24 protein-coding genes, 4 tRNA genes, 1 other RNA gene and 1 riboswitch are annotated in these 24,342 nt (G+C 40.7%); of the genes, 2 read left to right on the forward strand and 27 right to left on the reverse strand.

Translation table 11 applies throughout. The annotated features are described in order from the left end of the window. Positions 1–63 precede the first annotated feature (63 nt). The 3 genes from SRRS_RS13610 to SRRS_RS13620 all read right to left on the reverse strand — a co-directional run bounded on the left by SRRS_RS13610 (position 64) and on the right by SRRS_RS13620 (position 3,656). Positions 64–567 carry a ferritin family protein gene (locus tag SRRS_RS13610; protein ID WP_371369646.1) on the reverse strand — a complete coding sequence of 168 codons (504 nt, stop codon included), beginning with the start codon at positions 565–567 and terminating at the stop codon, positions 64–66. 218 nt (positions 568–785) lie between these two features. Further along, the gene (locus tag SRRS_RS13615) at positions 786–2,696 is read right to left on the reverse strand and encodes a glutamine synthetase (protein ID WP_371369648.1); all 1,911 of its coding nucleotides are present in this window, start codon (positions 2,694–2,696) and stop codon (positions 786–788) included. A 288-nt stretch (positions 2,697–2,984) separates the two neighbouring features. Beyond that, a complete protein-coding gene (locus SRRS_RS13620) occupies positions 2,985–3,656 on the reverse strand; it encodes a TMEM165/GDT1 family protein (RefSeq protein WP_371369650.1) in 672 nt (223 codons plus the stop codon). Positions 3,657–3,788: 132 nt separating this feature from the next. On the opposite strand from SRRS_RS13620, the gene SRRS_RS13625 reads away from it, so the two are divergent. After that, complete coding sequence (locus SRRS_RS13625) at positions 3,789–4,349, forward strand: nitroreductase family protein (RefSeq protein WP_371369651.1); 561 nt, start codon at positions 3,789–3,791, stop codon at positions 4,347–4,349. Between the two features lie 52 nt (positions 4,350–4,401). On the opposite strand, the gene rnpB is transcribed toward SRRS_RS13625, so the two are convergent. The 15 genes from rnpB to SRRS_RS13700 form a co-directional block, all read right to left on the reverse strand. Beyond that, an RNA gene (gene rnpB / locus SRRS_RS13630) (RNase P RNA component class A) lies at positions 4,402–4,751 on the reverse strand. Between the two features lie 69 nt (positions 4,752–4,820). Continuing rightward, the gene (thiE, locus tag SRRS_RS13635) at positions 4,821–5,471 is read right to left on the reverse strand and encodes a thiamine phosphate synthase (protein ID WP_371369653.1); all 651 of its coding nucleotides are present in this window, start codon (positions 5,469–5,471) and stop codon (positions 4,821–4,823) included. A 15-nt stretch (positions 5,472–5,486) separates the two neighbouring features. After that, positions 5,487–6,092 carry a sulfur carrier protein ThiS adenylyltransferase ThiF gene (thiF, locus tag SRRS_RS13640; RefSeq protein ID WP_371369655.1) on the reverse strand — a complete coding sequence of 202 codons (606 nt, stop codon included), beginning with the start codon at positions 6,090–6,092 and terminating at the stop codon, positions 5,487–5,489. Positions 6,093–6,097: 5 nt separating this feature from the next. Next, complete coding sequence (thiH, locus tag SRRS_RS13645) at positions 6,098–7,198, reverse strand: 2-iminoacetate synthase ThiH (protein WP_371369657.1); 1,101 nt, start codon at positions 7,196–7,198, stop codon at positions 6,098–6,100. A 52-nt stretch (positions 7,199–7,250) separates the two neighbouring features. Further along, entirely contained in the window at positions 7,251–8,036 is a 786-nt protein-coding gene (locus tag SRRS_RS13650; RefSeq protein ID WP_371369659.1) for a thiazole synthase, read from the reverse strand. A 3-nt stretch (positions 8,037–8,039) separates the two neighbouring features. Continuing rightward, positions 8,040–8,240, reverse strand: coding sequence for a sulfur carrier protein ThiS (thiS, locus tag SRRS_RS13655; protein ID WP_371369661.1), 201 nt, complete (start codon positions 8,238–8,240; stop codon positions 8,040–8,042). Positions 8,241–8,298: 58 nt separating this feature from the next. Beyond that, a riboswitch (TPP riboswitch) is annotated at positions 8,299–8,408 on the reverse strand. Positions 8,409–8,484: 76 nt separating this feature from the next. After that, positions 8,485–9,603 carry a Nif3-like dinuclear metal center hexameric protein gene (locus SRRS_RS13660; RefSeq protein ID WP_371369663.1) on the reverse strand — a complete coding sequence of 373 codons (1,119 nt, stop codon included), beginning with the start codon at positions 9,601–9,603 and terminating at the stop codon, positions 8,485–8,487. After that, complete coding sequence (locus tag SRRS_RS13665) at positions 9,594–10,283, reverse strand: tRNA (adenine(22)-N(1))-methyltransferase TrmK (protein ID WP_371369665.1); 690 nt, start codon at positions 10,281–10,283, stop codon at positions 9,594–9,596. Before SRRS_RS13665 ends, SRRS_RS13660 begins: the two co-directional genes overlap by 10 nt. A gap of 198 nt (positions 10,284–10,481) precedes the next feature. Continuing rightward, positions 10,482–10,557, reverse strand: a tRNA-Val gene (locus SRRS_RS13670). Between the two features lie 73 nt (positions 10,558–10,630). Continuing rightward, positions 10,631–10,705: transfer RNA gene (locus SRRS_RS13675), tRNA-Glu, on the reverse strand. A gap of 78 nt (positions 10,706–10,783) precedes the next feature. After that, positions 10,784–10,858, reverse strand: a tRNA-Ile gene (locus SRRS_RS13680). Positions 10,859–10,908: 50 nt separating this feature from the next. After that, a tRNA-Asn gene (locus SRRS_RS13685) sits at positions 10,909–10,984 on the reverse strand. Positions 10,985–11,047: 63 nt separating this feature from the next. Next, positions 11,048–12,157, reverse strand: a complete 1,110-nt coding sequence (gene rpoD, locus SRRS_RS13690; protein ID WP_371369667.1) for an RNA polymerase sigma factor RpoD — start codon at positions 12,155–12,157, stop codon at positions 11,048–11,050. A gap of 56 nt (positions 12,158–12,213) precedes the next feature. Beyond that, positions 12,214–14,025: a DNA primase gene (gene dnaG / locus SRRS_RS13695; protein ID WP_371369668.1), complete on the reverse strand. Its 1,812-nt coding sequence runs from the start codon at positions 14,023–14,025 to the stop codon at positions 12,214–12,216. Between the two features lie 292 nt (positions 14,026–14,317). Continuing rightward, on the reverse strand, positions 14,318–15,313 hold the full coding sequence (locus SRRS_RS13700; RefSeq protein ID WP_371369670.1) for a deoxyguanosinetriphosphate triphosphohydrolase: 996 nt from the start codon (positions 15,311–15,313) through the stop codon (positions 14,318–14,320). Between the two features lie 137 nt (positions 15,314–15,450). Here SRRS_RS13700 and SRRS_RS13705 point away from each other — a divergent pair, with 137 nt between their 5' ends. Further along, positions 15,451–15,924 carry an LptA/OstA family protein gene (locus SRRS_RS13705; RefSeq protein WP_371369672.1) on the forward strand — a complete coding sequence of 158 codons (474 nt, stop codon included), beginning with the start codon at positions 15,451–15,453 and terminating at the stop codon, positions 15,922–15,924. A 187-nt stretch (positions 15,925–16,111) separates the two neighbouring features. Here SRRS_RS13705 and SRRS_RS13710 read toward each other — a convergent pair whose 3' ends face one another. The 9 genes from SRRS_RS13710 to SRRS_RS13750 all read right to left on the reverse strand — a co-directional run bounded on the left by SRRS_RS13710 (position 16,112) and on the right by SRRS_RS13750 (position 24,302). Next, a complete protein-coding gene (locus tag SRRS_RS13710) occupies positions 16,112–16,933 on the reverse strand; it encodes a pyruvate, water dikinase regulatory protein (RefSeq protein WP_371369826.1) in 822 nt (273 codons plus the stop codon). Continuing rightward, positions 16,926–17,579, reverse strand: a complete 654-nt coding sequence (locus SRRS_RS13715) for a helix-turn-helix transcriptional regulator (RefSeq protein WP_371369674.1) — start codon at positions 17,577–17,579, stop codon at positions 16,926–16,928. Before SRRS_RS13715 ends, SRRS_RS13710 begins: the two co-directional genes overlap by 8 nt. A 41-nt stretch (positions 17,580–17,620) precedes the next feature. After that, on the reverse strand, positions 17,621–19,684 hold the full coding sequence (glyS, locus tag SRRS_RS13720; protein ID WP_371369675.1) for a glycine--tRNA ligase subunit beta: 2,064 nt from the start codon (positions 19,682–19,684) through the stop codon (positions 17,621–17,623). A 4-nt stretch (positions 19,685–19,688) separates the two neighbouring features. Continuing rightward, positions 19,689–20,564: a glycine--tRNA ligase subunit alpha gene (gene glyQ, locus SRRS_RS13725; RefSeq protein WP_371369677.1), complete on the reverse strand. Its 876-nt coding sequence runs from the start codon at positions 20,562–20,564 to the stop codon at positions 19,689–19,691. Between the two features lie 323 nt (positions 20,565–20,887). Then, positions 20,888–21,328, reverse strand: a complete 441-nt coding sequence (locus SRRS_RS13730; protein WP_371369679.1) for a DUF4342 domain-containing protein — start codon at positions 21,326–21,328, stop codon at positions 20,888–20,890. Positions 21,329–21,384: 56 nt separating this feature from the next. After that, positions 21,385–22,128 carry a DNA repair protein RecO gene (recO, locus tag SRRS_RS13735; RefSeq protein ID WP_371369681.1) on the reverse strand — a complete coding sequence of 248 codons (744 nt, stop codon included), beginning with the start codon at positions 22,126–22,128 and terminating at the stop codon, positions 21,385–21,387. Then, entirely contained in the window at positions 22,119–22,286 is a 168-nt protein-coding gene (locus SRRS_RS13740) for a YqzL family protein (RefSeq protein WP_371369828.1), read from the reverse strand. The genes recO and SRRS_RS13740 overlap by 10 nt, the downstream gene beginning before the upstream one ends. An 83-nt stretch (positions 22,287–22,369) precedes the next feature. Next, entirely contained in the window at positions 22,370–23,770 is a 1,401-nt protein-coding gene (locus SRRS_RS13745) for a hemolysin family protein (RefSeq protein ID WP_371361324.1), read from the reverse strand. Then, positions 23,718–24,302 (reverse strand): DUF502 domain-containing protein, encoded by a 585-nt coding sequence (locus SRRS_RS13750; RefSeq protein ID WP_371361326.1) that lies wholly within the window; start codon positions 24,300–24,302, stop codon positions 23,718–23,720. Before SRRS_RS13750 ends, SRRS_RS13745 begins: the two co-directional genes overlap by 53 nt. Positions 24,303–24,342: the final 40 nt, after the last annotated feature.

Here is a 24,342-nt window from a genome sequence, read left to right on the forward strand (position 1 = left end):
ATTTTTCACAAAGTGCTAAAAAAATATAGCGCTTGGACGCTATATTTTATGACTATTTGATTTTTACACTAACAAATTTAATATTTCTCTTAATTTTACTACATGCTTTTGTTCTTCTTCTTTTAATAAATTAAAGATATTTCTGGCTTCTTCAAATTTAGCATACTTTGCTAGGGCATCATAAAATAAAATAGAATCTTTTTCATCTTGTATAGCAGCTTTTATAATATCAGTAAGAGTTTTAGCTCTTTCTTCCTTGTCTTTAGGAAAAATACACGGTTCGGCAAGGGCTGTCAGGTATTTTGAAGTTTCCGGGTCGAAAAGGTAATCATCTGAATCATAATTTTTACTCTCTCTAAGTTTTTGGTAGATTCCAGTAAATTGCTCATAATGTTTACTTTCTTCATTCATTAAAAACATAAACAAATCTTTATGACTTTTCGTCTCAGCTTGTTCATACGCTTTCTTGTAAAAATCGCGACCCCGTGCTTCCATATCAATGGCGATTCGTAAACCTTCCAGATCACTAAATAAATTACCCATGTTACAAGATTTTTTTTCCATCATATACCCTCCTTGACGGTTAAAGATACATTTATTTTATATTCCATATTTTCATTCAAAATCCTGTTATTTTTGTGACTTTTTTAACTTTTTAGCTCTAAAATATCATATTATTTAAGATAATAAAAAAAATCCGCTTTCGTGCAGATGCTTACGAAAGCGGATTTTTTACGAGAGATTACACTTCGAAAATTATCGAGGTTTTTTCTAATTGACTCCTGTTAGCAAATATGAATCATATTCTTTTCGTATTGGCGATACAGGAGCTTTAACTCATTAACCTTATCTGACATCTCGATTTGCAATTGAGATGCTGTATCATAATCGCCAGCTTGAATAGCATCTTTTATACGGGTAAACATGCTTTTTTGAGAGAAACAATCCTTTGCCAAACAAAGTCTAAGCGCATTGATCTTTTCCCAATTAGATAGATCAAGATCACTGGCGAAATCAGCATCATGGAGAGGTTTAGCCTCTTTTACTATGTCAAGGTTTTCAGGAATAATACGATTTAACAATTCGGTTTTCCAACGAACAAGCGCACCGGCCACAAATGCTTTAACAAGTTCTGGACGGAAAGCTCCGCCAGTAGTCATCGTCTTAACTTTATCAGGATAGTTACTGATGTTCTGCATGTTTTCCCAAACCGTAGCAGGCGGTTTTCCGAATAAACGGTTGCGTTCTTCTTCGGAATAATCGTCAAATACGTCATGCTCGCTGCGATAGGCGCGATCTGTTTCCAAGTAGAAGCCCTGTTGCCCTGCATCTTTCGACAACTCGGTGTCCAGTTCTTCCAACGATTTTCCGGAATTAACAGCAGCTTTGATACCATCAAGCATGCCCATATAAAATGCGGTAATGGCAATGTACGTATTTGTGTAAGGATTTGGTGAACGTACTTCAAACCGGGTAGCCATTGGATTATTAACATCACGAACAAGTCCCGCAAGAATTGTTCTGTTGCGCGAAGGCACAGACGGATTATGTCCTAATGAAGTTACAATACATACCGGAGCCTCAAATCCTGGTTTTAAGCGGTTAAGGGAGTCATTGGTGGAGGAAATAAACGGATTGATAACTTCATAGTGCTTCAAAAGACCCATAATAGCTCCATAGCCAATAGCACTCAAGAAAGCCTTCCTCATATCAGTAGGCGCGAATAAATTTATAATTTTACCTGATTTAAGCTTTGCTGCTATACCAACATGGGTATGTTCACCACTACCAGCAACACCAATTATAGGCTTAGCTTTAAAAGTTACTTCAAGACCGTTAGCGCGGAAAGCTTCTTTTACTATAATTCTAGCCAGCAGTTCATTGTCGGCACATTGAAGAGCATTAGAGAATTTCCAGTCAATCTCAAGTTGTTCCATTACGTGATTTAAATGACCGGTTTCATCAATTGTTGCTTTAACGCCACCGACTTCTTTATGGCCCATTTCCGGTTCGAGACCATACTTAGACATTGTAATTATGGCCTGTTCCATAGCAGTGCGGACATTACCGCGTGTCCGTTGCCAGTATTGTTCCTGCAAAACCTGGGATGCGGAAAGTTCCTCTACTTCAGCTTTGTTCGCCGGAGTCTTAACCCAGAATTCCAATTCAGTAGCGGCAGTAAAGATAATGTCCTCAACATCTGCCCCATTTATATGATCTAAGCCGGCAATCTTATCATTTTTTTGGAAGAGTTCTTTTAGTTCGGCTTTAATGTACTCTAAACTTTGCGCTAAAATAGAACGCGAATCAACTCGTAAACCATTATGCACAAGGAATGCAGGAATCCGAAGCGTACCGACTGGTTTGCCGGTTTCCTCGTCAATATGTTCATAATTGTAATCTACAATCCAGTTAACACTGCCATCTGCCAGCATATCTAATTTAGCATTGTTTAATGTAGCTATACCGGTGAGGACAACGGACGATCCGTCTGTTTGTACCGCATTTCCATTGAAGAAATCATCCATGTCTTTAGTAAAGATTTGGATTGGAATTTTTTCATCAGTATCATTACCAGCTAAATCAATGCCGACCAACGAAGCAAACTTAATTTCCGGATGATTATTGAGCAAGCTCTTAAGTTCGTCTTTGTTAAACTTACCAGCAGGAATTACGTACACTAAATCTTTAATCATTTCCTTCACCTCATACATAAATATGTTTAGTATAGGTTCCCTCAATAAACCCTAGTCAATTCTATAAAGAAAACACGCGAGCACCAAGCTTTAACGAAGATGCCAGGCAATGTTAACCTTATCTAGAAAGTTAAACTTTCCAGTTCAAAAAAACAGACTCCTCCACCTAAATAATGTGAAGGAGTCGTCATTGACTCAGGAATTTTTAAATTATGTACTAATTATAGCACAAAAAAATGTTTTGTCTATACATTATTTTCGCTTTTTTTATTTTTTTAATAGGCTTCATTATTCTTGTTCGCGGGGAAGTTTGCCATTATTCCCCATGCGGGCAACCAAAATCATCAAGGCGATAATTGCTATTAAAGCGATTATCATAACAGGAGTTGTTAAAATGTGACGAGGTAAATATTCATATAAGCCATATATGCCAAAGAAGATAAAGATTATTGCTGCAAACCATTTTACTATTCGTTCAGGGATTTTCTTACCTAATACTACACCGATGACAATGCCAATTGCATTAGCTATCATCATGCCTGCGGTTGTTCCTAACCAAACAGGTATGATCTCGCTGGCAAACTGAGCAGCTAATGCAACCGTTGCTAACTGTGTTTTATCCCCCATTTCAGCTATAAAAAACGCAATAGTTACCGTCCAAAAGGGACTGCGGTGAGTGGGTTTGTCTTCACCATTAAGTTCATCCCCCCGGATTGTCCACAATCCAAAAATAATAAATGATGCCGCTGCGGCAATTTGCACATACTGTAATGGTATAAACATGGTTATGTAACTGCCAACAATGACTGCAAACAAATGATTCAGTATTGTGGCAACAAAAACACCTAACAAAACAGTTGGCCATGGATAACGGGTAGCAAAGGCCATCCCGAGTAATTGAGTTTTATCCCCCATCTCAGCAAGTACCACAAAGGTAAGTGCCGTTATGAATGCTGTCAAATCGATCCCTCCGTATTCATATTTAACCATATATAGTATGGCCAAAATCAGTATTATTTGAAACCCAAAACTTTACAATGATATAGGTTTAGGCTAATATGTTTCTATAAATATCGAAAGGGTGATTAGCAGATGGAGTTATTGGATGCAATCTATAACCGGCGATCTGTACGAAATTATACTAATGCGAAAGTGGATAAACTGACAATCGAAAAGTTACTAAGCGCCTCAATACAGGCTCCAAGCGCCATGAACTCTCAACCTTGGGCCTATGCCGTTATACAAGATGCTAACTTATTGAAGGAGTATTCTGACCGAAGCAAACAACTTCTTCTCGGTTTACTTGATAAAGTGCCGGAACTTAACAAATATGAAACGGCGCTTGAGAATCCTAATTTTAATATTTTTTATAATGCTCAGTCATTAATTACCATTTTTGCAAAATCTAAAGGATTATACAGTAATGAAGATTGCTGTTTAGCGGCACAGAACCTCATGTTGACTGCGCACAGTCTTGATCTCGGAACTTGCTGGATTGGTTTTGCCCGTCCCTTCTTAAACTCCCCAGAGGTAAAAAATGAACTCAATATTCCAGACAGTTATGAAGCTGTGGCACCAATCATTTTGGGATATCCAAAAGTTAATCCGCCTGCTGTCCCGAGAAATAATCCTGAAATATTATTTTGGAAATAATACAAAACCCCGCAACCAATAAAGGTTCGCGGGGTTTTTATACGTCGGGTAGCATCTGAGTAGTCAATAAGCCGAGTTCTGTTCCGCGTTAGCGGCGACGATCATTTATCTAGGCCAACAGTTGCCTGTAGGCTCAAGCGACACAACCCGGAAGGTTCAGCGGGCAGCTTCATCCCTTCCCTATTCGGTCTTGCTCCAGGTGGGGTTTACCTAGCCAATCAGTCACCTGATTGCTGGTGCGCTCTTACCGCACCGTTCCATCCTTACCTGAAAAATCAGGCGGTCTACATTTCTGTGGCACTTTCCCTAAGGTCGCCCTCGCTGGACGTTATCCAGCACCCTGCCCTATGGAGCTCGGACTTTCCTCGGATGACAAGCATCCGCGATCATCTTTCATACTCAGATATTCAATTTAGATATTTAATAATAGCACTATGTTAATAACAAGTCAATCATGATTAATTAAATGTATTAGGGATTGAGTGCTTTGCGAATGGTATTTATTTTAGCTGGAATATCAACTGCACCAACAATGTCTGTTACTATTGCTACCATCTTTGCACCATGTTGTTTGACCTCACGGGCATTATGTTCTTTTATTCCTCCAATTGCAACAAAAGGAACATCATGATTTTTGGCAACGTACTCTAGATATTCAAACCCCACAGCCTGACATACATCTTTTTTTGTAGTAGTAGGAAAGATGGGTCCAACACCAATATAGTCTATACATCCTATCTCCACCGCCGCTCTCGCTTGCTCCGGCGAGTGGGTGGACAGCCCCAAGATCATGTCATTGCCAATTAATTCTCTAACCTTTACTGGAGGCAGATCTTCTTGTCCCACATGGACACCGTCTGCACCAATCATCAAAGCTAAGTCAATATGATCATTAATGACAAAAGTTACGCCGGCTTTTTTGGTGAGTTCCCGAATTTTCAAGCATTCATCATACATTTTTCCAGCTTTTTTATATTTTTCCCGGTATTGAATTACTTTAATACCACCTGCAATCAACAACTCTGCGACTTCAACATTATTTCTGCCAAGAGAATGTTCCTCATCCGTAAGGGCATAAATATCTGTTGATAAAAAATTAGCCATACCTTTTCTTGGTGCCATTTTATTAGCCCTCCATTATCTATTATCTAAAAAATGACTGACTATGATATCCGCCTGTTTAGCGGCAGCAACTTGTACTCTGGGCGCAAGCGGGGGACATTTTGCACTGACTGCTGATGTTAGATCGCCAACTACGAAAAAGTTATCTCTTATCCTATGGATAGTAATATTGTCACTGTTGCCCCAGCCGGCTAAACCAGATGCGGCTATTAATAGTTTAGGAGAATTTAGGTAATTTTCTACAATCAGCTTTTTGCATTCCGGTCTGTCGAATGCTTCAACAATAACATCGCAATCCTCAAAGAAGGTATCCTGAGTACTATATTTTCGTTGTGTTACTTCAATCTGTACATCCGGATTAATAAGCGTGAGGTTACTTTTAAGTGCCTCAACCTTAGGCATCCCGATTTGATGCAGGAAGAAGAATTGCCGATTTAAATTACTGGCTTCAACTTTATCAAAATCAATAATTTTAAACAATTTAAAACCTGTACGTACCAACATTTGGGCGCAATTGGAGCCAAGTCCCCCTGCTCCGGCAATACCAATTTTAATACGAGAGAACTTATCCAAAATGCTAGCTGCTATGTATCTGTTAATTCCCTGCTCAAATTGATTCATAGCTATCACCACATTTGCCAGTCTTTATAAACAGGCTGATAATTTTGTGAATACAGCATTGCCGCAATATCGGCTACATTTCGTTCATCCGATATCTCAAACTGGCTGACAGACGCCTGTGTTGAATGCCCGCCAACAGCAGTGCATGAACCAGCAGACATTTTGGTTATTCCGAGTTTAACCATGTTATTACGTAATACGGCACTTTCACGCGTAGATAAAGTGATGCCGCCTCGCGGCATGAACAGACGAAATGCAAGCACATATTGAACAAGGTTTTTATCACTGACAATAACTTTGGGCGGAAAACCACCGACATGGGGTCTCATTCTCGGTGGTGATATGCTTATTTCAATATTAAGATACTTACGTTGTAAATAATCTGCGTGTATGCCTGTAAAAAATGCTTCTCTGCGCCAATCATCAAGACCAAGCAACGCACCAATATTGACACTGCGCATGCCGGCTTGACATGCACGTTCAGGAGCATCAAGCCGATAATGGTAGTCACGTTTAGGACCTGCGGGGTGAAGCTCGGCATATACTTTTTGATGGTATGTTTCCTGATAGATTGTCATACCGTCCACGCCATTTTCAATTAGCACGTTATACTCTTCCGTATTGAGTGGATATACTTCAATGCTGATAGAGGTAAAATATTCTTTTAATATGTCTACGCATTGCCTAATATATTCCACCGAAGAATGGTATCGTGATTCACCGGTAAGAATTAGAAGATGTTTTAAGCCAGTGGCGGCAATCGCTTTTGCTTCGGCTTTAACTTCTTCAAGCGATAGTTTTTTGCGCTCAATTTGATTATGCGCATGAAAACCGCAGTAGACACATTGATTCACACAATAATTTGCTAAGTAAAGCGGTGTATAAAGCAATATCGTTTGGCCAAAATGCTGTACAGTAAGGCGATGCGCTTTCTGCGCCATTGCTTCTAAATGGTTTTCAGCCATTGGTGACAGTAAGGTCAAATAGTCCCAAACTGTTAAATTATCTTTTGCAATAATCCGTGAAATATCAGCATCGGTTATTTGATTAGAAGTATCGGCAAAGTTCCAGTCCCGATACTTTTCTATTTCTTGATAAAAGCTCATTTTTCCCCTCCAATCACGCTAAGAAAATTTATTTATCCTTAACTAACCTGCTCTATTTATCTAAAAATCCGGTTAACGGTGACGAAGCGTTTGCATATTCTTGAATAGCCCCAGGTCCGGCCAAGAAAGCTTTACGGCCGGCGGCAACCGCTAAACCAAAGGCTTCGGCCATTGCTTCGGGATCGCTGGCTGTTGCTACCGCTGTATTTACCAAAACTGCTGCTGCACCCATTTCCATGGCTTCGGCTGCTTCCGAAGGGCGGCCGATACCCGCATCTACAATAATGGGTAATGATATTTCCTCGATTAGTATCTTAATAAGTTCTTTCATTTTTAACCCACGATTTGTTCCAATAGGTGCCCCAAGTGGCATGACAGCAGCGGCACCAGCTTCTACCAAACGTTTGGCTGCCATCAAATCAGGACTCATATAAGGGAGTACAACGAAGCCTTCCTTAGCAAGGATTTCAGTTGCCTTAATTGTTTCCATATTATCAGGCAGTAAGTACCGGTTATCGGAAATAACTTCAATTTTGATCCAATTGCCACACCCGGCAGCTCGGGCCAAACGAGCTATGCGAATAGCTTCTTCAGCATTTCTAGCGCCAGATGTGTTCGGTAATAATGTACAGTGCTTAGGTATATAAGTAACAATGTTTTCCTCTTTGTGATCGAGGTCTACTCGCCGCAATGCCACCGTTATAACCTGTGCTCCAGCGGCATTTACAACTTCTGGGATAAGTGTATTAGATGCAAATTTCCCTGTTCCCAAAAATAACCGACTAGTTAATTTTGTTTCACCAATTTGTAGAATGTCATTCACTGGATTTTTTTTCATAGGTCAGCCTCCTCCTACAAAACTAACTACCTCAAGGCAGTCTTCTTGTTGTAATACAACGGTTTGCCAGTCTTCTTTTCTGACGATGTTACCGTTGTATTCGATGATAACCACTTCAGGATTAAAACCCTCTTGACCAACCAGTTCGGCTATAGTAATACCTTCTGCGCCGATGATTTTTTTACCATTTACAATTAATAGCATGGGGGAATTCCTCCTTTTAAAAAAATAAAAAACACGTCCCCCGAATGGTAATGACGCGCATTATTATACACGACCTTCCTCCGCAGGTATTATCCCGATCAGGTATGGAGGTCAGGAACTCACTAGTTCCACTCTCAGCCCATAACATGAGCTCCCTCGGTCACTCAATATTTATTTATTACTATTTTATAGCATACTGAAATAATCGTCAAAATTGGTATAAGCTTTTATTTGGGCAAATTTGTTAATAAACTGTAAATATATCTCTATTTGAGGCACTAGCAATAATTTCTATACTATAGCCATTCTTACTTATAAAATTTGCTAAGTAGGAGGCGACACATTCTACTACAGGTTGCTCGGTAGCAAAATGACCTGCATCGATAATCGCTAAGCCTTCAGCAACAGCTTGTTGGGCTTCATGATATTTTACATCGCCAGTTATCAGTACATCCGCACCGGCGTTAACCGCGTTTTTGATCAAATCTGCACCGCTGCCGCCGCATACTGCCACTTTGGTAATCTTGGTGGTAACGGATCCGGCTGCTTTCACCGCGGTAATATTTAGTGCCGCTTTTACTTGACCAATAAACATCTCAAGACTTACGGGTTCGGCAAGACCTCCTATACGACCTAAACCATAGCTTGCCCCTGAATTTAGCAGCAAATATTCATCATAAGCGACTTCCTCATAAGGATGTGCGGCTATCATGGCATTAATAACTTGAGTCTTTAAATGCATAGGCACTATGGTTTCTAATCGATACTCCGGCACGAATTCAAGGGAACCTGTTTTGCCAATGTACGGATTAGTCCCCGCTAACGGAAGAAATGATCCTATCCCCTCTGTTGCAAACGAACAGTGACTGTAATTACCTGTATGACCAGCCCCAGCCTCCGACATGGTCATTCTTACTTTTTCAACATGAGAAACAGGAACAAATACTACTAATTTGCAAAGTTTATCCTGATGTACTGACGTCAATGCTTTGATATCTGTTAGTTTTAACTTTTGCGCCAGGATATCATTAACTCCCCCGGGAGCACTATCCAGATTAGTATGTGCGGCATATACGGCAATGCCGTTTTTAATCAACTTTGTTAATAAGCTGCCTAATGGCAAATCCGCTCTGATGTTCTTAATGCCTTTAAAGATCAGGGGGTGATGAGCAACTATCATATCAGCACCCACTGTCAATGCTTCATCAACAACGTCCCCATCAACATCTAAAGCAACAATAGCCTTATGTATCAGTTGCTCAGGATTTCCTACAAGCAAACCGACGTTATCCCACTCTTCAGCCAGATGCTTTGGCGCTAATTTTTCAAGTTCAGCCATAAGGGCGCGGCACTTTATAGGCATGACATTTTATCCTCCAAATCGTTTAGTTTTTTAGTAAAAGCTTTATACTTTTCAGAGTTAACAGCTTCCTTGCTATCTGCCATTGCCGATAGTACGCCACGCAAATGCCTGAGCAGCTCTTGAATATGACGCTTTAGCAAAGGATGTTTATTCTTCCAGAGCAGCGGACCAATCTCGTATAGTACAGCTTCGATCTGGCAGTCAGTTCCTGGTTCCGCCGCGATAATTTGATACATTTTACCCTCTTCTTCTACTAGTTCTTCAGCGACAATCTTCCAATTATTTTTATACAGCCAAATTCTAACGAGCGACGCCGCAATCATAGGTTGTAGAATAACACGCTTTAGCTTTGCGGTTATTTCCGGACGGGAGCTTAGAATGTCAATAATATTAGCTCCTCCCATTCCAGCGATTACGACAACATCCGCTTCCCCGGGATTAAGAACATCAAGACCATTGCCTTGACGTACGGCAATATATTGTTCCAATTGAGTGTCAGCAACAGCATTTTTGGCTGAAAGAAATGGACCGTGATGAATGTCTCCGGCAATTGCCCGACTAACTCTTTTTTGCTCGACAAGGTATATTGGTAAATATGCATGGTCAGTACCTATATCAGCTAAAATGGAAGCTTCAGGAACCATGTCCGCAATTGTCTGTAACCGTTCTCCTAGTCTCATATATTATAATTCCTCCTATCATCCTAGATAGTATTTCGGTCTATGGATAAAAAATCCTGTTAATAGTCTAAAACCTCGAAATATGTATACACGGCTTGCGCGATAACTAATGCAGCGTGCGATATAAAAGTTGCCTTTTCAGCTAAAGTTAACGGTTCAAGACAGCAAAAAACCTGCGAATATATTCGCAGGTTTTTATGGTGGGCGATGACAGGATCGAACTGCCGACATCCTGCTTGTAAGGCAGGCGCTCTCCCAGCTGAGCTAATCGCCCGTATTCGAAGTTCGATTTTTGACTTTCGAAATGTTTTATCGAATGTCTAAAATCGAGCATCGAATATCAAAGATGGTGACCCGTAAGGGAATCGAACCCTTGATACCGCCGTGAAAGGGCGGTGTCTTAACCGCTTGACCAACGGGCCATAATTGATGTTCGACTTTAGACTTTCGTACTTAACATTAATAATCGAATGTCGTATATCGAATTTCTAACAACGAAATGGTGGGCCCACCTGGGATCGAACCAGGGACCAGCCGGTTATGAGCCGGCTGCTCTACCGCTGAGCTATAGGCCCTAAAGAACTAAAACAGGTTTTCCGAAGAAAGCCTGTTTAATAAACTTATCTGGCTCCTCGAGTAGGACTCGAACCTACGACCGATCGGTTAACAGCCGATTGCTCTACCAACTGAGCTATCGAGGAATATCGCCAACGTTGATTATTATAAAACAATGTCTCTATTACGTCAAGTGCTTTATTTAGTTTTTATTCAAGAAAATCTTTCAATTTCTTGCTGCGGCTAGGATGACGAAGTTTCCTAAGAGCTTTAGCTTCAATCTGACGTATGCGCTCACGGGTGACGCCAAAATATTGTCCAACTTCCTCCAGTGTACGAGCGCGACCATCGTCTAGACCAAACCTAAGGCGCAATACTTTCTCCTCACGTGGAGTTAGTGTTTCTAATACTTCTTCCAGCTGTTCTTTAAGCAACATGAAAGATGCTGCTTCAGCAGGAGCCGGGGCATCCTGATCTTCAATAAAATCACCTAGATGCGAGTCTTCCTCTTCACCAATTGGCGTTTCTAGGGAGACTGGCTCTTGGGCAATCTTCATGATTTCCCGTACTCTTTCTACGCTAACATCCATAGCTTTAGCTACTTCTTCCGGAGATGGTTCACGGCCTAATTCTTGCAGAAGTTGGCGTGATACCCTGATTAGCTTATTTATGGTTTCTACCATGTGAACTGGAATACGAATAGTTCTGGCTTGGTCAGCGATAGCCCTGGTTATTGCCTGACGAATCCACCAAGTAGCGTACGTACTAAACTTATATCCCTTGTTATAATCAAATTTTTCTACAGCCTTAATCAAGCCTAAATTTCCTTCTTGAATTAAATCAAGGAATAGCATACCTCTGCCAACATACCGTTTCGCGATGCTAACTACCAAACGCAAGTTAGCTTCAGCAAGTCGCCGCTTTGCTTCCTCATCCCCTTGTTCCATACGTTTGGCCAGTTTAATTTCTTCATCAGCTGTCAAGAGCGGAACCCGGCCAATTTCTTTGAGGTACATACGGACAGGATCATCAATGCTAATACCCTCAGGAATGGTGAGATCTATATCTACTTCTTCTTCGGCCGTTTCTTCAATTTCAGACATATCTGGGCCTTCAATAAGTTCAACGTCTGGAACTTCATCTACAATTTCAATACCTTTGTTATTAAAGATTTCATACATATCATCAATTTCATCCGGACTCATGTCTTCAGTCTGCATTGTATCCATAATTTCAGAATACGTTAGTACACCGCGTTTTTTACCCTTGTGTAGAAGTTCATTCACATGTTCAACCGGTGCATTTTTTTTATCGGCCATAGTTTTCCCCCCTTCCCCTGGTAATTGACGATAGTTGGTATATCCTTACTTGCTTGTTAATGATGCAATTTACTAATTTCATGTTTAATTCGCTGACTTTCCGCCAGTTCCTGCAGAAAGCTACTATCCCCCATGCGTTCTAATTCATCGGCCATCAACCGATGTTGTTCATACAAAGTAGTTAAATGTGCCAGCCTAATTGTTTTGATACAATCGTCTACTGATTTAACTACATCCTGTAATTGTATTTCCATCAACATAATATGTGAAAATTCATTGTTTGCTTTCTCACTCAGGTTATTAACTATTGTATTTAGGTCGGTCTGTGTAATATTTTTTTCCATATTATACGCATTAAATATTAAATTAATTATCTCTTGCTGTAAAACCCCTTGTATTTCTTGCGGAGAAATTTGAGAAAAAACATAAGGGATAAGCGATAAATCTTCGCACATCATTCTAATAAGTTGCCGTTCCGCCTGAACTACAGCCGGTGCTGGTTGCTTATATAATAATGCAATATTTATAGTTTTCCCGTTTTTTACATTTTTATCCTTTTTGGATTGAACTATATATTTTGTAATTTCAGTACGTAAAGCGCTTTCATCCACAGTTAATACTTGAGACAGCCTAGTAATGTGTGCATTTACTTCTACAGCATTTTCAGCCTCAGCCAGGATAGGCGCCAATTTACCGACAACAGCAATCTTCCCTTGAACTGTAGTATAATCATCTGATTTTAATGCCTGATCCAGTTGATAATTTAACAATGGCTGAGCAGACGCAATTAGCTCTTGGAAAGCTGAGCTGTCATGCTTTCTAACAAATTCGTCCGGATCCTTACCATCAGGCATTGATACTACTTTAATCGCAGCCCCCATGGAACGCACTGTAGCTAACGCTCTCACAGTAGCATTTTGACCAGCAGCATCAGTATCATATGAAAACAATAGTTCTGCATTAAGTTTTATTAGGTTTCTAGCTTGCTCCGGCGTAAAAGCTGTCCCCAGTGATGCCACTACATTTTTGATTCCGTGACTATACAGTGTTAAAGCATCCATATAGCCTTCGACGATAATCACTTGACCAGACTCACGGATATGCTTGTAAGCCTTATCGAACCCATATAAAACATGCCGTTTATTAAAAAGCTGAGTTTCTGGCGAATTCAAGTATTTTGGCTGAGAATTATCTAAAACCCTGCCGCCAAAACCAATTGCCCGCCCACGCACATCCCTTATCGGAAACATAATCCGATTTCGGAACCGGTCATAAACACCTTCACCCGACGTGCGCGCAGCGCATAATCCTGATTTTAATAAAATGTCGAGATCTATGCCCCGTTTACTAAATGCTAGAGATAGTTTATCCCATAATGGTGGCGCAAACCCTAATTTGAAAAAGCTAATATGTTCAGCTGAAATACCACGGCTTGCCAAATATTCTCGTGCAGGTTTGCCAAATTTGGTTTTTGTTAAGCATGCATGAAAAAAATCAACGGCCAGCTCATTAACTTGATATAGTTTGGCAAGTTCCTGCTCTCTGGCTAGCTCCAATGGTGTTTTATCTTTTTCCGGTAAGGGTATATTTAATTTTTTGGCTAACAGTTTAACTGCTTCAAAAAAAGTAATGTTTTCAACCTTCATTAAAAAATTAAAAACATTACCACCGGTTTGACAACCAAAACAATAGAAAAAACCTTTGTCCGGTGTAACCGAAAACGAAGGAGTTTTTTCATTGTGAAAAGGGCAGCAACCCCAATAATTTTTCCCTTTCTTTTTTAACGCGACATAATCAGAAACAACACTTACAATGTCACTCTCTGAGCGCAATCTATCGATAAAATCATCGAAAACTGCATCCTTCATAAACTCACCTTATCCAGGCAATGAGCAAATTTTCCTGCTGTGATTCAAATTTGTTCGATATGCAAAATGTTCCAGCATTTGACTTAATTCTACATAAAAAATAATATTCCTGCCAAAGGCCAGCAAATGATATAAAGTTGTTCATAATAGTAATTTTACTTTTCCTTTAGCATTTTTTTATTTAGTAATTATTATTCAATATCAATGACAAAATTCCTCTTTTGTGCCTTGACAAATGTAATAATATTTGCTCAAAAAAAAAACAGAGCTCAATAAGAGCTCTATCAGCTATTTAACGTACAGCCCAGGTCGCTGGAATAAACAATTTTTCAAACTGCTTTATAGCGTATAGATCAGTCAAACCTGCAATATAGTCAATCACCACTGTCTGAAGCCCCCACCGCTCTTCTCGTTCCAGAAATTCCTGAGGTAAACTGCTTGGATTGGATATATAATATTCAAAAAGCTTGCTAATAACATACTTAGCTTTTTTCCGGTCAGGTTCAAGCTCTGTGGAATGATATATTTTTTTAAACATAAATTCACGAAAATCATCCATAGCGGCTTTAACCTTCCTGGACATAATAATTTCGTTTTTTTCATCCGATTCGGTAATGATATCTGACACCATTACCGTAATCATTGTCGACGGGTCTGAGCCCAATACCTTACTCACACTTGCTGGTAAGTCTTGAGGCTGTAACATACCCGCGCGAATACCATCGTCATAGTCATGGCATAAATAAGCAATACGATCGCCGCTGCGAACTATATTTCCTTCAAGTGTAAATGGTTTATTATCACCTGTATGAGTTAAGATGCCGTCTCTAACCTCAGCGGTCAGATTTAATCCTTGTCCACCCCGCTCCAGATGTTCAACAACTCGTAAACTTTGCTCATTATGATTATAGTGACCAATAAGTTCACGTAAAGCATATTCTCCGGCATGACCAAACGGGGTGTGTCCGACATCATGTCCTACAGCAATCGCTTCGGTCAAATCTTCATTAAGCCTAAGTCCACGCGCGATTGTCCGGGATATTTGTGCTACTTCCAGGCTGTGTGTCATACGCATACGGTAATGGTCGCCAGGAGATATATAAACTTGGGTTTTGTGTTTTAATCGCCGGAAGGCTTTACTATGAATAATACGATCCCTATCCCGTTGAAAAGCTGTTCTAAAGTCACAAAACGGCTCTTCCCGATCCCGGACAGCTTCACGACTCTTCGCTGCGTATTTGGATAGTATTTTAAATTCTTGTTCTTCAATACGTTCACGAACTTTCATATAATCAGCCTCCTTCTACCTTATATTATAACATTATTTACCTCTGATACACTATCATATAATTAGGATTACACTTTTTGCCAGAGAAAAAATGTTAATTATTTGCTATAATAGGAACAGGAAAGGGGTGAGTAAGGATGAGATCCAGAATATTGGTATCAACTATTTTGGTACTAGTCCTTTTAACAGGTGTCGCATTAGCAAAACCAGTTGTAAATGCTGATCGTACATACTTTGATATTAATACAGGTCTATATGTTCTAAATGGCAATGTTCGCATTGAAGTAAGCAATAGAGTTGTAACCGCTGGTCAAGCAAAAGTAAACCCGGCCACACTTGAAGTTTGGGGCTCGGGTGGTATAACAGTAACTCAAGACGATATTTATTTCACAGGTGACAGTGTCTATGTTTATGGAATTAAAGATCGAGCTAAAATCGATGGCGGAGTAAATTTATCACGCAATGGATTAACCATCACAGCCGATAGTGTTGATTTTAACTGGCGTACCCGTATTGCAGTATTTAACGGTAATGTCCAGGTTTCTCAAGATGGCGGTAACTGGTCTGCCAATTCGGTAAGCTATAATGTAGACTCAAATAATTTTTTATAAGTAAATTAAAATCCCTGGCGACTTATCAAAAAGCCGTCAGGGATTTTTTTTGTCCTGTAGGAAAGTATAACTTTCCGCCTGAATAAGGGCAACATCGGCTTCCGCTTTCGCCAAAGGCTCGGCGTAAGCCGTGTTTTCTTTATCCGGACGAAACTATTACTTCTCTAAGGGTGTAAACAATTCATCCTTATTGATTGGCCAGTTTATTTTTATGGACTACATCTAATATTCGGTTAGCAGTTTCTTCTATCGCTTTGTTTGATACATCAATGATCGGACAGCCTAAGCGGCGCATAATGGATCTGGCATACTCCAGTTCTTCGTTTATTCGCTCAATATTGGCATAGCTGGCATCCGGCGCTAGACCCATTGTTTTTAAGCGCTCGCTGCGAATTTCGTTGAGTTTAAACTGATCGATAACCAACCCAACGATACGTTGTGACGGTACTTGGAAAAGCTCTTGCGGTAATGGCGCTTCTGGTACAAGCGGTACATTTGCCACCTTAACTTTCTTATAGGCTAAATACATACTAAGCGGAGTTTTAGACGTACGAGACACACCAATTATAACGATATCGGCTTTTAACAGCCCTAAAGGGTTTTTCCCATCGTCGTATTTAACAGCAAATTCTACTGCCTCCACTTTTTTAAAATACTCCTGATCCAGTTTATGAACAAGACCTGGTTTAAGTCGTGGAACTAAGCCCGTAACGTTTTGTACGGCATCAATCATCGGACCCATAATATCAATTGTGGGAATGTTATAATCTTTAGCCTGCTGTTGGAGTGCTTCTCTTAGATCTGGAGAAACCAAGGTATGGCAGATAACGCAAGTATGTTTTGCTGCTTCCCGTACTGTTTCGGCAATTTGCTCGGCAGAATTGATATAGGGTACCCTAATAATATCAATGTCTGCTGAACTAAACTGGCTGGCCGTTGCACGAGCAACCATTTCGGCAGTTTCACCGATAGAATCTGACAGTGCATAAACAATCGGTAGATTAGCTATAAGTGTTCCCTCCTCGTCCTTCGCCAAGCTCAACAAATAATCTGGCGATATTAGTTTTGGTAAGCCGTCCGACGACTTCTTGTGCTTTATTCCCCCCCTGACTGACTGGAGAAACAACAGGAAGACTATCTACTTCATTCTCAATAATCTTCTTTGCAGCCATTAAAACAGATTCGTCAGGGGACGTTACAATTATTTTAGGCACCGGTGTCATTAGCACTTTAACAGGCATCTTGTGAAGATCACTGCCACCCATCGCTACTTTAAGTGCATCCTTACGTGATACAACTCCGGCCAGAATTCCACCCGGTTCTACTACAAACACCGAACCAACATCCTCCAGGAACATAGTGACAACGGCATCATACGCACTTGTCACTACTGTTACGACAACAGGTACGGACTGAACATCTTGGACTTTTATCCTGCTTATTTGCTCGGTAAACAAGCTTAGCGCATTCTTGCCGGTATAGTAATAGCCTACTTTAGGGCGGGCTTCTACCATACCGGACATAACCAGGATAGCTAAATCTGGTCTGAGTGCCGCTCGAGTTACATTAAGACGCTCAGCAATCTGTTCACCTGTAATCGGGCCTAAAGTTTTAACCATCTCAGCAATTTTTTCTTGCCGCGGCGTTAAACCCAATAACTATCCCCCCTTTCGTGCATAAAGGCATACATAAAAAACTACATAACAACAATTTTAGTTAAATCTGCCGTATTTCCCGCTAAACCAGATATCGCTTTTAGCAAAGCCAACCGGTTATTCTTGACAGCGGCATTTTCAACCATAACCATAACAGCTCCAAAAAATGCATCGATCGGAGCCGCTAATGAAGCTAAAATTGTCAGTATGCCTTGAAAATTCTTTTCTTGTTGGTATTTTTCGATTGCAACTTTGGCCTCTGTATAAGCTTTAAATAAAGCATGCTCTGCGTCGGTTTCGAATAAATTTGCATTAATGCTGTCCGATTGAGCATTTTTTGCTAAATTACCAACACGAGTAAGTGCTTGCACCGTTTTTTGCATCGCAATTGTGCCACCTTCGACAGATATTGCCCTAGCTCTTAGCCAGGTATCATAAATATCGTCACTTCCGGTTGCCAGCACAGCATCAATCATATCATACCGTAATTGTTCGTCAGTTAAAATATTCTTAATACGGAGACGGAAAAACTCTTGAATTTCGTCTAATAATTTTGCCCGCTGCTCGGTATCGGTTATACCAAGTAAATCCATAGCCTGGTTGGCAATTGCATTTAATGAAACATGATATTTTGCGTCAATTAAAATATTTACAATACCAAGCGCCTGCCGTCTTAGAGCATAGGGATCCTGTGATCCTGTGGGGACAAGTCCCCTGCTGAAAGTCGCAACAATATTATCCATTTTGTCAGCTATGCTGATCATCCGGCCAGCTATTGTCTGCGGTAACACATCTCCGGCAAATCTCGGCAGATAGTGCTCAAAGATAGCTTCAGCCACTTCTGGTTTTTCGCCGTTTATGTGAGCATATTCACGGCCCATTATACCTTGCAGCTCGGTAAATTCAAAAACCATTCCAGTTACCAAGTCTGCTTTTGCCAAATGGGCAGCGCGGTTAATTGTGTCGAGTTCTGGTTGGGAAGCGTCCTGCATTTTGGCAATGCCAACTGCCAAGCGTTCTAACCGCAGAACTTTATCAAAAAGAGTACCTAATCCTTCTTGGAAGACAATTGTTTTTAGCTTTTCCACTCGCTCTGCCAGCGGCACTTTTTTATCCTCTTCAAAAAAGAACTTGGCATCTGCCAATCTCGCCTTTAGTACCCGTTCATTACCATGACGTACGATATCAATATGTTCAGGCCCACCGTTCCGTACGGTAATAAATATTGGTAGCAGCTTGCCTGATTTATCCTTAACCGGAAAATAGCGTTGATGCTCCCGCATCGGAGTAATAATAGCTTCCGGCGGAAGGCTTAGGTATTTTTCCTCAAAACTACCGCATAACGCTGTTGGGTATTCAACCAGATGAACTACCTCTTCAAGCAGCTCTTCATCAATTGTTGCTGTTCCGCCCCGGCTTACAGCCAAATTCTCAATCTGTTCTTTAATTACACGGCGGCGTACATCCTGATCGACCATAACAAAGTTGTCGGCTAGTTTAGCAAAATAATCTTCCACCGAGTTAACTTCTACCTCAGCTTTTCCTAAAAAGCGATGTCCGCGTGTAATTTTTCCGGAAGTAACACCAGGTAAAGCAAATGGTATAACCTGGTCACCAAATAAAGCTACTATCCACCGGATAGGACGAACAAACTTCATGTCCAAATTGCCCCAGCGCATATTCTTAGGGAAAGATAAATGAGTAACAATATCGTTTAACAATTCCGGAAGAATTTCGGCAACGGGCCGGCCTACTTCTTGCACAATAGCATATACGTAGCCGTCTTTAACAACCAAATCCGAAGCCTCAACACCTTGACCGCGGGCAAACCCTAAAGCCGCTTTAGTAGGGGTACCATCTTCGGCAAAAGCTATCTTAACAGCAGGTCCTTTATTTTCACTATGTTTGTCTGCTTGCGTATCAGCAACTTTTCTCACAACAAGTGCCAGACGCCGCGGAGTACCAATAACTTTGATTTCGTCGTGACTAATCCTAAGGTCAGTTAGTTTAGTTTTAGCTGTTGTTTCAAGTTGCTTTAAAGCATTAGGTATAAACTTTGCAGGAATTTCTTCTGTTCCAATTTCCAATAACAAATCTTTAGTCATTACCTTACTTACCTCCCTTTAGGAGCGGGTAGCCCAGTTTCTCACGCTGTTCTAAATAACCTTGCGCACACAGCCGGGCCAGGTTACGAACTCTGCCAATAAAACCGGTACGTTCACTAACGCTAATAGCACCACGGGCATCAAGCAGGTTAAAGCTATGAGAGCATTTTAAAACGTAATCATAAGCAGGAAGCACATACCCTAGCTCAACAACGCGAATAGCTTCTTTTTCATACATATCGAATAAATTGAATAAAAGGTCGATATCAGCAATTTCAAAATTATAGTAGGACTGTTCTACTTCATTGCGATGAAAAACGTCGCCATAAGTAATACCATTTACCCATTCAATATCAAATACATTTTCCACACCTTGAATATACATGGCTAAACGTTCTAAGCCGTATGTAATCTCAACAGCTACCGGCTTGACATCAATACTGCCTACTTGCTGAAAATAGGTAAATTGGGTAATTTCCATACCGTCAAGCCATACTTCCCAACCTAATCCCCAGGCACCAAGAGTAGGTGATTCCCAGTTATCCTCAACAAAACGGATATCATGTTTGGCTGGGTCAATACCCAGTTTTGCCAAACTGGCCAAATATAATTCTTGAATGTTAGCCGGTGAAGGCTTCATTATTACTTGGTATTGATGATGCTGGAATAAACGGTTAGGATTGTCACCGTACCGTCCGTCAGCAGGCCGGCGTGACGGTTCAACATACGCTACATTCCAAGGTTCAGGTCCGAGTGCCCTCAAAAAAGTTGCCGGATTCATAGTACCTGCGCCTTTTTCCACATCATAAGGCTGTTGGATAATACAATTTTGTTCAGCCCAGAATTTTTGTAATGTCAGGATTATCTCCTGAAATGTCATAATTGTAACCTCCTACTAAAAAATAAAAACATCTTGTCCACGTAACTTAGTTAAGTTACAGGGACGAGATGTTATTCCCGCGGTTCCACCCTGATTGATCGCAAACTGCGACCCTCTTTAATTATTACAGGTTTTACTCTCCGGCACTGGTAAATCATTTGCTTAACCAGGCTCATGATTTCCTCCTGCGGCTTGGGAAGGCCTTCACCTTTTAAGTGCCAAGCTTACACTGTCCTTGGCTCGCTGTATTAAAAAGATTACTTGATTCCCGCTTTGCCATATTTTATTTAAAATATAACAAATGTCCCTAGGTTTGTCAAATACTAAAACTCGTCATTTGAATATCTATCCATTTCCGACTGAACGGCTTCCTTGCTACTATCATTTTGTTCCGGTTCCTTACGGACAACCTCGATCGTACAGCGCTTGAAGACAGCTGCCAGGACTCCCAAAGCAGCTATCTGAGGAAGTACTACGGCACCAATTGCACCTAATGTAACTGGGATTTCAACCAATACCCGTCCATCGTGCTTCACTCGAATTTTGTTTACGTTACCTTCACGAACCAATTCTTTTACTTTGTCAATTACTTCTGTAGAACGCACTGAAAATTCTTCGGTCCAATTGGTTTTGTCTTTATCCTCTAACTCTATCAATGTTTCAATCACATTACCTTGATTGCGTTCTAACGCTTCTTTTGCTTCCCGGTATGAAACACCTGTGCGCTCACGAATTAAATCAATTTTTTCCAGATTAATGTCCATTTAAAAACCCCCAATATTTTTTGGGTTAGTTTTTTCAGTTTAGCCAATAGTTATTCTCAGTCTAATAAACTAATTTGCTTAATAAATTCCAGTGATTTTAAAGGCCGTTCTAATTGATGGCGCACAAAACCATAAAGTATTTTTTCAGCATTTACCAGGATTCTGCTAGTAATAACAAAAGACCCCGGGGCATTTAAATTTAAGGAAAGTAGCTTATCTAAAAACTCTTTATCTTCTTGAGTAAATGGAATTGAATCCGGACTACTGCATTGGCTGCAAGTAGCACCACCGGCATTATAGGTAAATGAGGCCGGTAGAACTAGAGCCCGCCCGCACTGAGTACACTCTCTATACTCCGGCTGAAAACCTGCGAGCGCCATTAATTGCCACGCCCCTGCTAAGGCTGCAATGCGTGGATTACGGACTGCAAGTAAATGAAATATCGCGGATAACATATCATACGCCGCCGCTTCACTTTGGCGTTCCGGCCATAGTCCTGTAGTTAATTCAGCAATGAAATTGGCATAGGCTAATCGAGTCAAATCTTCCCGTATCTCGCGGAAAGAGGTATTAACCTCACATTGCTTTACTACATCCATTCCTTTTCCGCTAGTCATTAACATATTAAGTTTGATAAAAGGCTGAAGACAGCCTCCCAACTTACTCTTGGGTTTACGTGCGTCGTAAGCCATAGCGACAACTATACCATATTCACGTGAAAATAAAGTGACCACTCTGTCAGCAGCACTCCAATCGCGTACTGCTAACAGAATGGCTTCCATTTGATACTCTACTGCCATCTAACCTCACGCATTAAATTATTTGAAAAAAATTCTGTGACGAGCTCGGATTCTGTGGACTCATCCGCCGGTTCAATTTGGTCGGTATGACAATCTAAACACGCACGATAGGCAAGGTAAGCATCGATATTACCGGTACTTAAAAAGATTTCCCACATTGTTTCCCGTAATAACACTCGACATCATCCCTTCACACTAAGATTAACAAGCAGGACTAGCCACAAAAACTTATTAAATTATTTTAATCTTCTTCCGCAACTTGTGGCGGAAGAAGTGGTACTGCCTTAACCCTTACAATTCTAAAACCATTAACTCTAAGCACTGCAAATGAGTAATCACCGATATCTACTTGGTCACTGGTTTCCGGGCGACGTCCCAGCATTCCAAAAATATAACCGCCGAGGGTATCCTCTTCATGCTCATCCAGGCGGATATTTAAAAGTTCTGTGACATCATCCAGAAGCACTCTGCCATCAAATTCGTAACTGCCATCTGCTAGCCGTTGAATTTCAATATCATCGACAATATCATGCTCGTCTTGGATATCGCCGACTATTTCCTCAATAACATCCTCAAGGGCTACCAAGCCGGCAGTGCCGCCGTATTCATCAGCAACAATTGCCAAATGAGTACGTTTACGGCGCATGACCTGCAATAGCTGAGCGACTGACATACCTTCCGGTACTACTAATATCTCCCGAACAATCGAAGTCAAATCACGTTCACCATCTGGACAAACATCAAAATCCATTAAATCCCGCAGATGGACCATACCGATAATATGGTCTTTATCTTCGATACATAAGGGGTACCGGGTATGACCTGTTTCTTTTACTACTTTCATGTTTTCTTCGAAAGAATCATCAGAAAACAAGCAAATCATATCTTGACGGGGTACCATAATTTCCCGTGCCAAGCGATCAGCAAAATCAAAAACATTATCAATGAGTTCGCTTTCCATTTGGTTAAGAACCCCGCCACGGTGACTGGCACTCACAATCATTCGTAATTCTTCTTCAGAATGGGTTAAATCAGCCTCATTAGCGGCCTCAATTCCCATCATGCCCAAAATTGCCTTAGCGGAGCGATTAAACAGTAGGATAATAGGATACCCAAGTTTATGAAAAATATATAGTGGCCATACGCAAGCCATTGCCAGGCTCTCTGTTCGTTGAATAGCCATTGATTTGGGAACAAGTTCTCCAATAACAATATGCAAAAAAGTTATAATGGTAAAGCCTAAAGCAATACTTATAGTTGTGACCATCCACTCCGAATCCGGAAAATACTCAATTAAAACAGGTTCCAATAAAGATGATACGGCCGGCTCACCTAACCAACCAAGTGCCAAGGAGGCCAGCGTAATGCCCAATTGGGTTGCACCTAAATAGGTATCGAACGATGATACTACTTTCAAAGCTTGCTTTGCACGCCCATTTCCCTGATGAGCAAGCTCTTCCAGCCTAGTTTTACGGATTTTGACCAGCGAGAATTCGGCTACAACAAAAAAACCATTTAATAAGACCAGCAATAAAGCAGCCGTCAGTTTTAATAAACTGAGTAAAGGCGAATCGATAAAGCATCTCTCCCTAGTTATTGGAATCATTACCGCGCGGCATAATTGCGCCGGCGGTAATAACATATTGTAATGCGCTTTCGCTTGTTACATCTAAAGGTATTATATCCCGTCTAGGTAAGATAATATTAAACCCGGAAGTCAAGTTTAAGCTCATGGGGACGAAGACGCAAACATGCTCTTCATCAAATTTCTCTGCTAATGGCGCCGATAATTCCGGCATAACAAACCCCAGCGCTTTAACTCCCGGATGCGGATAGGGTACCAAGACTGCATTTTTTAATAACTTCTGTGATTCAAATACTGCGGTAGATAGTTGCTTGACGCTATTGTAAATAAATTTTACGATAGGGATTGAGCCAAGCAGGCGTTCACCATAACCAATAACTTTTTTTAAAAGCCAGTGGGAAGATAACCAGCCGACAATTACTATTAAAATAAGTACGACAACAAACGCTAGACCTGGAAAATGAATCGGTAAATATCTTCCTAACAAACTTTCAGTAAAGGAAAAGATATTAATAATAACAACTGCAGTAATTGCAATTGGTACAATTATAATTAACCCGTTAATAAAATACTTTGAAGACCACTTCATTAATACACCTCTCTTTACAAATGATACCATTAAGCACCGT

Origin of the sequence: Sporomusa rhizae (assembly GCF_041428845.1) — a bacterium.
Classification (GTDB): domain Bacteria; phylum Bacillota; class Negativicutes; order Sporomusales; family Sporomusaceae; genus Sporomusa; species Sporomusa rhizae.

Coding starts and splice junctions, on each gene's coding strand:
- thiH (WP_371369657.1), bottom strand. CDS start 7,198: ATGAGCTTTTATCAAGAAATAGAAAAGTATCGGGACTGGAACTTTGCC.
- thiF (WP_371369655.1), bottom strand. CDS start 6,092: ATGAATCAATTTGAGCAGGGAATTAACAGATACATAGCAGCTAGCATT.
- dnaG (WP_371369668.1), bottom strand. CDS start 14,025: ATGAAGGATGCAGTTTTCGATGATTTTATCGATAGATTGCGCTCAGAG.
- glyS (WP_371369675.1), bottom strand. CDS start 19,684: ATGACTAAAGATTTGTTATTGGAAATTGGAACAGAAGAAATTCCTGCA.
- SRRS_RS13730 (WP_371369679.1), bottom strand. CDS start 21,328: ATGGACATTAATCTGGAAAAAATTGATTTAATTCGTGAGCGCACAGGT.
- SRRS_RS13660 (WP_371369663.1), bottom strand. CDS start 9,603: ATGCCTATAAAGTGCCGCGCCCTTATGGCTGAACTTGAAAAATTAGCG.
- thiS (WP_371369661.1), bottom strand. CDS start 8,240: ATGCTATTAATTGTAAATGGTAAAAAAATCATCGGCGCAGAAGGTATT.
- recO (WP_371369681.1), bottom strand. CDS start 22,128: ATGGCAGTAGAGTATCAAATGGAAGCCATTCTGTTAGCAGTACGCGAT.
- glyQ (WP_371369677.1), bottom strand. CDS start 20,564: ATGACATTTCAGGAGATAATCCTGACATTACAAAAATTCTGGGCTGAA.
- thiE (WP_371369653.1), bottom strand. CDS start 5,471: ATGGCACCAAGAAAAGGTATGGCTAATTTTTTATCAACAGATATTTAT.
- SRRS_RS13750 (WP_371361326.1), bottom strand. CDS start 24,302: ATGAAGTGGTCTTCAAAGTATTTTATTAACGGGTTAATTATAATTGTA.
- SRRS_RS13700 (WP_371369670.1), bottom strand. CDS start 15,313: ATGAAAGTTCGTGAACGTATTGAAGAACAAGAATTTAAAATACTATCC.
- rpoD (WP_371369667.1), bottom strand. CDS start 12,157: ATGGCCGATAAAAAAAATGCACCGGTTGAACATGTGAATGAACTTCTA.
- SRRS_RS13745 (WP_371361324.1), bottom strand. CDS start 23,770: ATGTTATTACCGCCGGCGCAATTATGCCGCGCGGTAATGATTCCAATA.
- SRRS_RS13615 (WP_371369648.1), bottom strand. CDS start 2,696: ATGATTAAAGATTTAGTGTACGTAATTCCTGCTGGTAAGTTTAACAAA.
- SRRS_RS13650 (WP_371369659.1), bottom strand. CDS start 8,036: ATGAAAAAAAATCCAGTGAATGACATTCTACAAATTGGTGAAACAAAA.
- SRRS_RS13665 (WP_371369665.1), bottom strand. CDS start 10,283: ATGAGACTAGGAGAACGGTTACAGACAATTGCGGACATGGTTCCTGAA.
- SRRS_RS13610 (WP_371369646.1), bottom strand. CDS start 567: ATGATGGAAAAAAAATCTTGTAACATGGGTAATTTATTTAGTGATCTG.
- SRRS_RS13705 (WP_371369672.1), top strand. CDS start 15,451: ATGAGATCCAGAATATTGGTATCAACTATTTTGGTACTAGTCCTTTTA.
- SRRS_RS13625 (WP_371369651.1), top strand. CDS start 3,789: ATGGAGTTATTGGATGCAATCTATAACCGGCGATCTGTACGAAATTAT.
- SRRS_RS13740 (WP_371369828.1), bottom strand. CDS start 22,286: ATGTGGGAAATCTTTTTAAGTACCGGTAATATCGATGCTTACCTTGCC.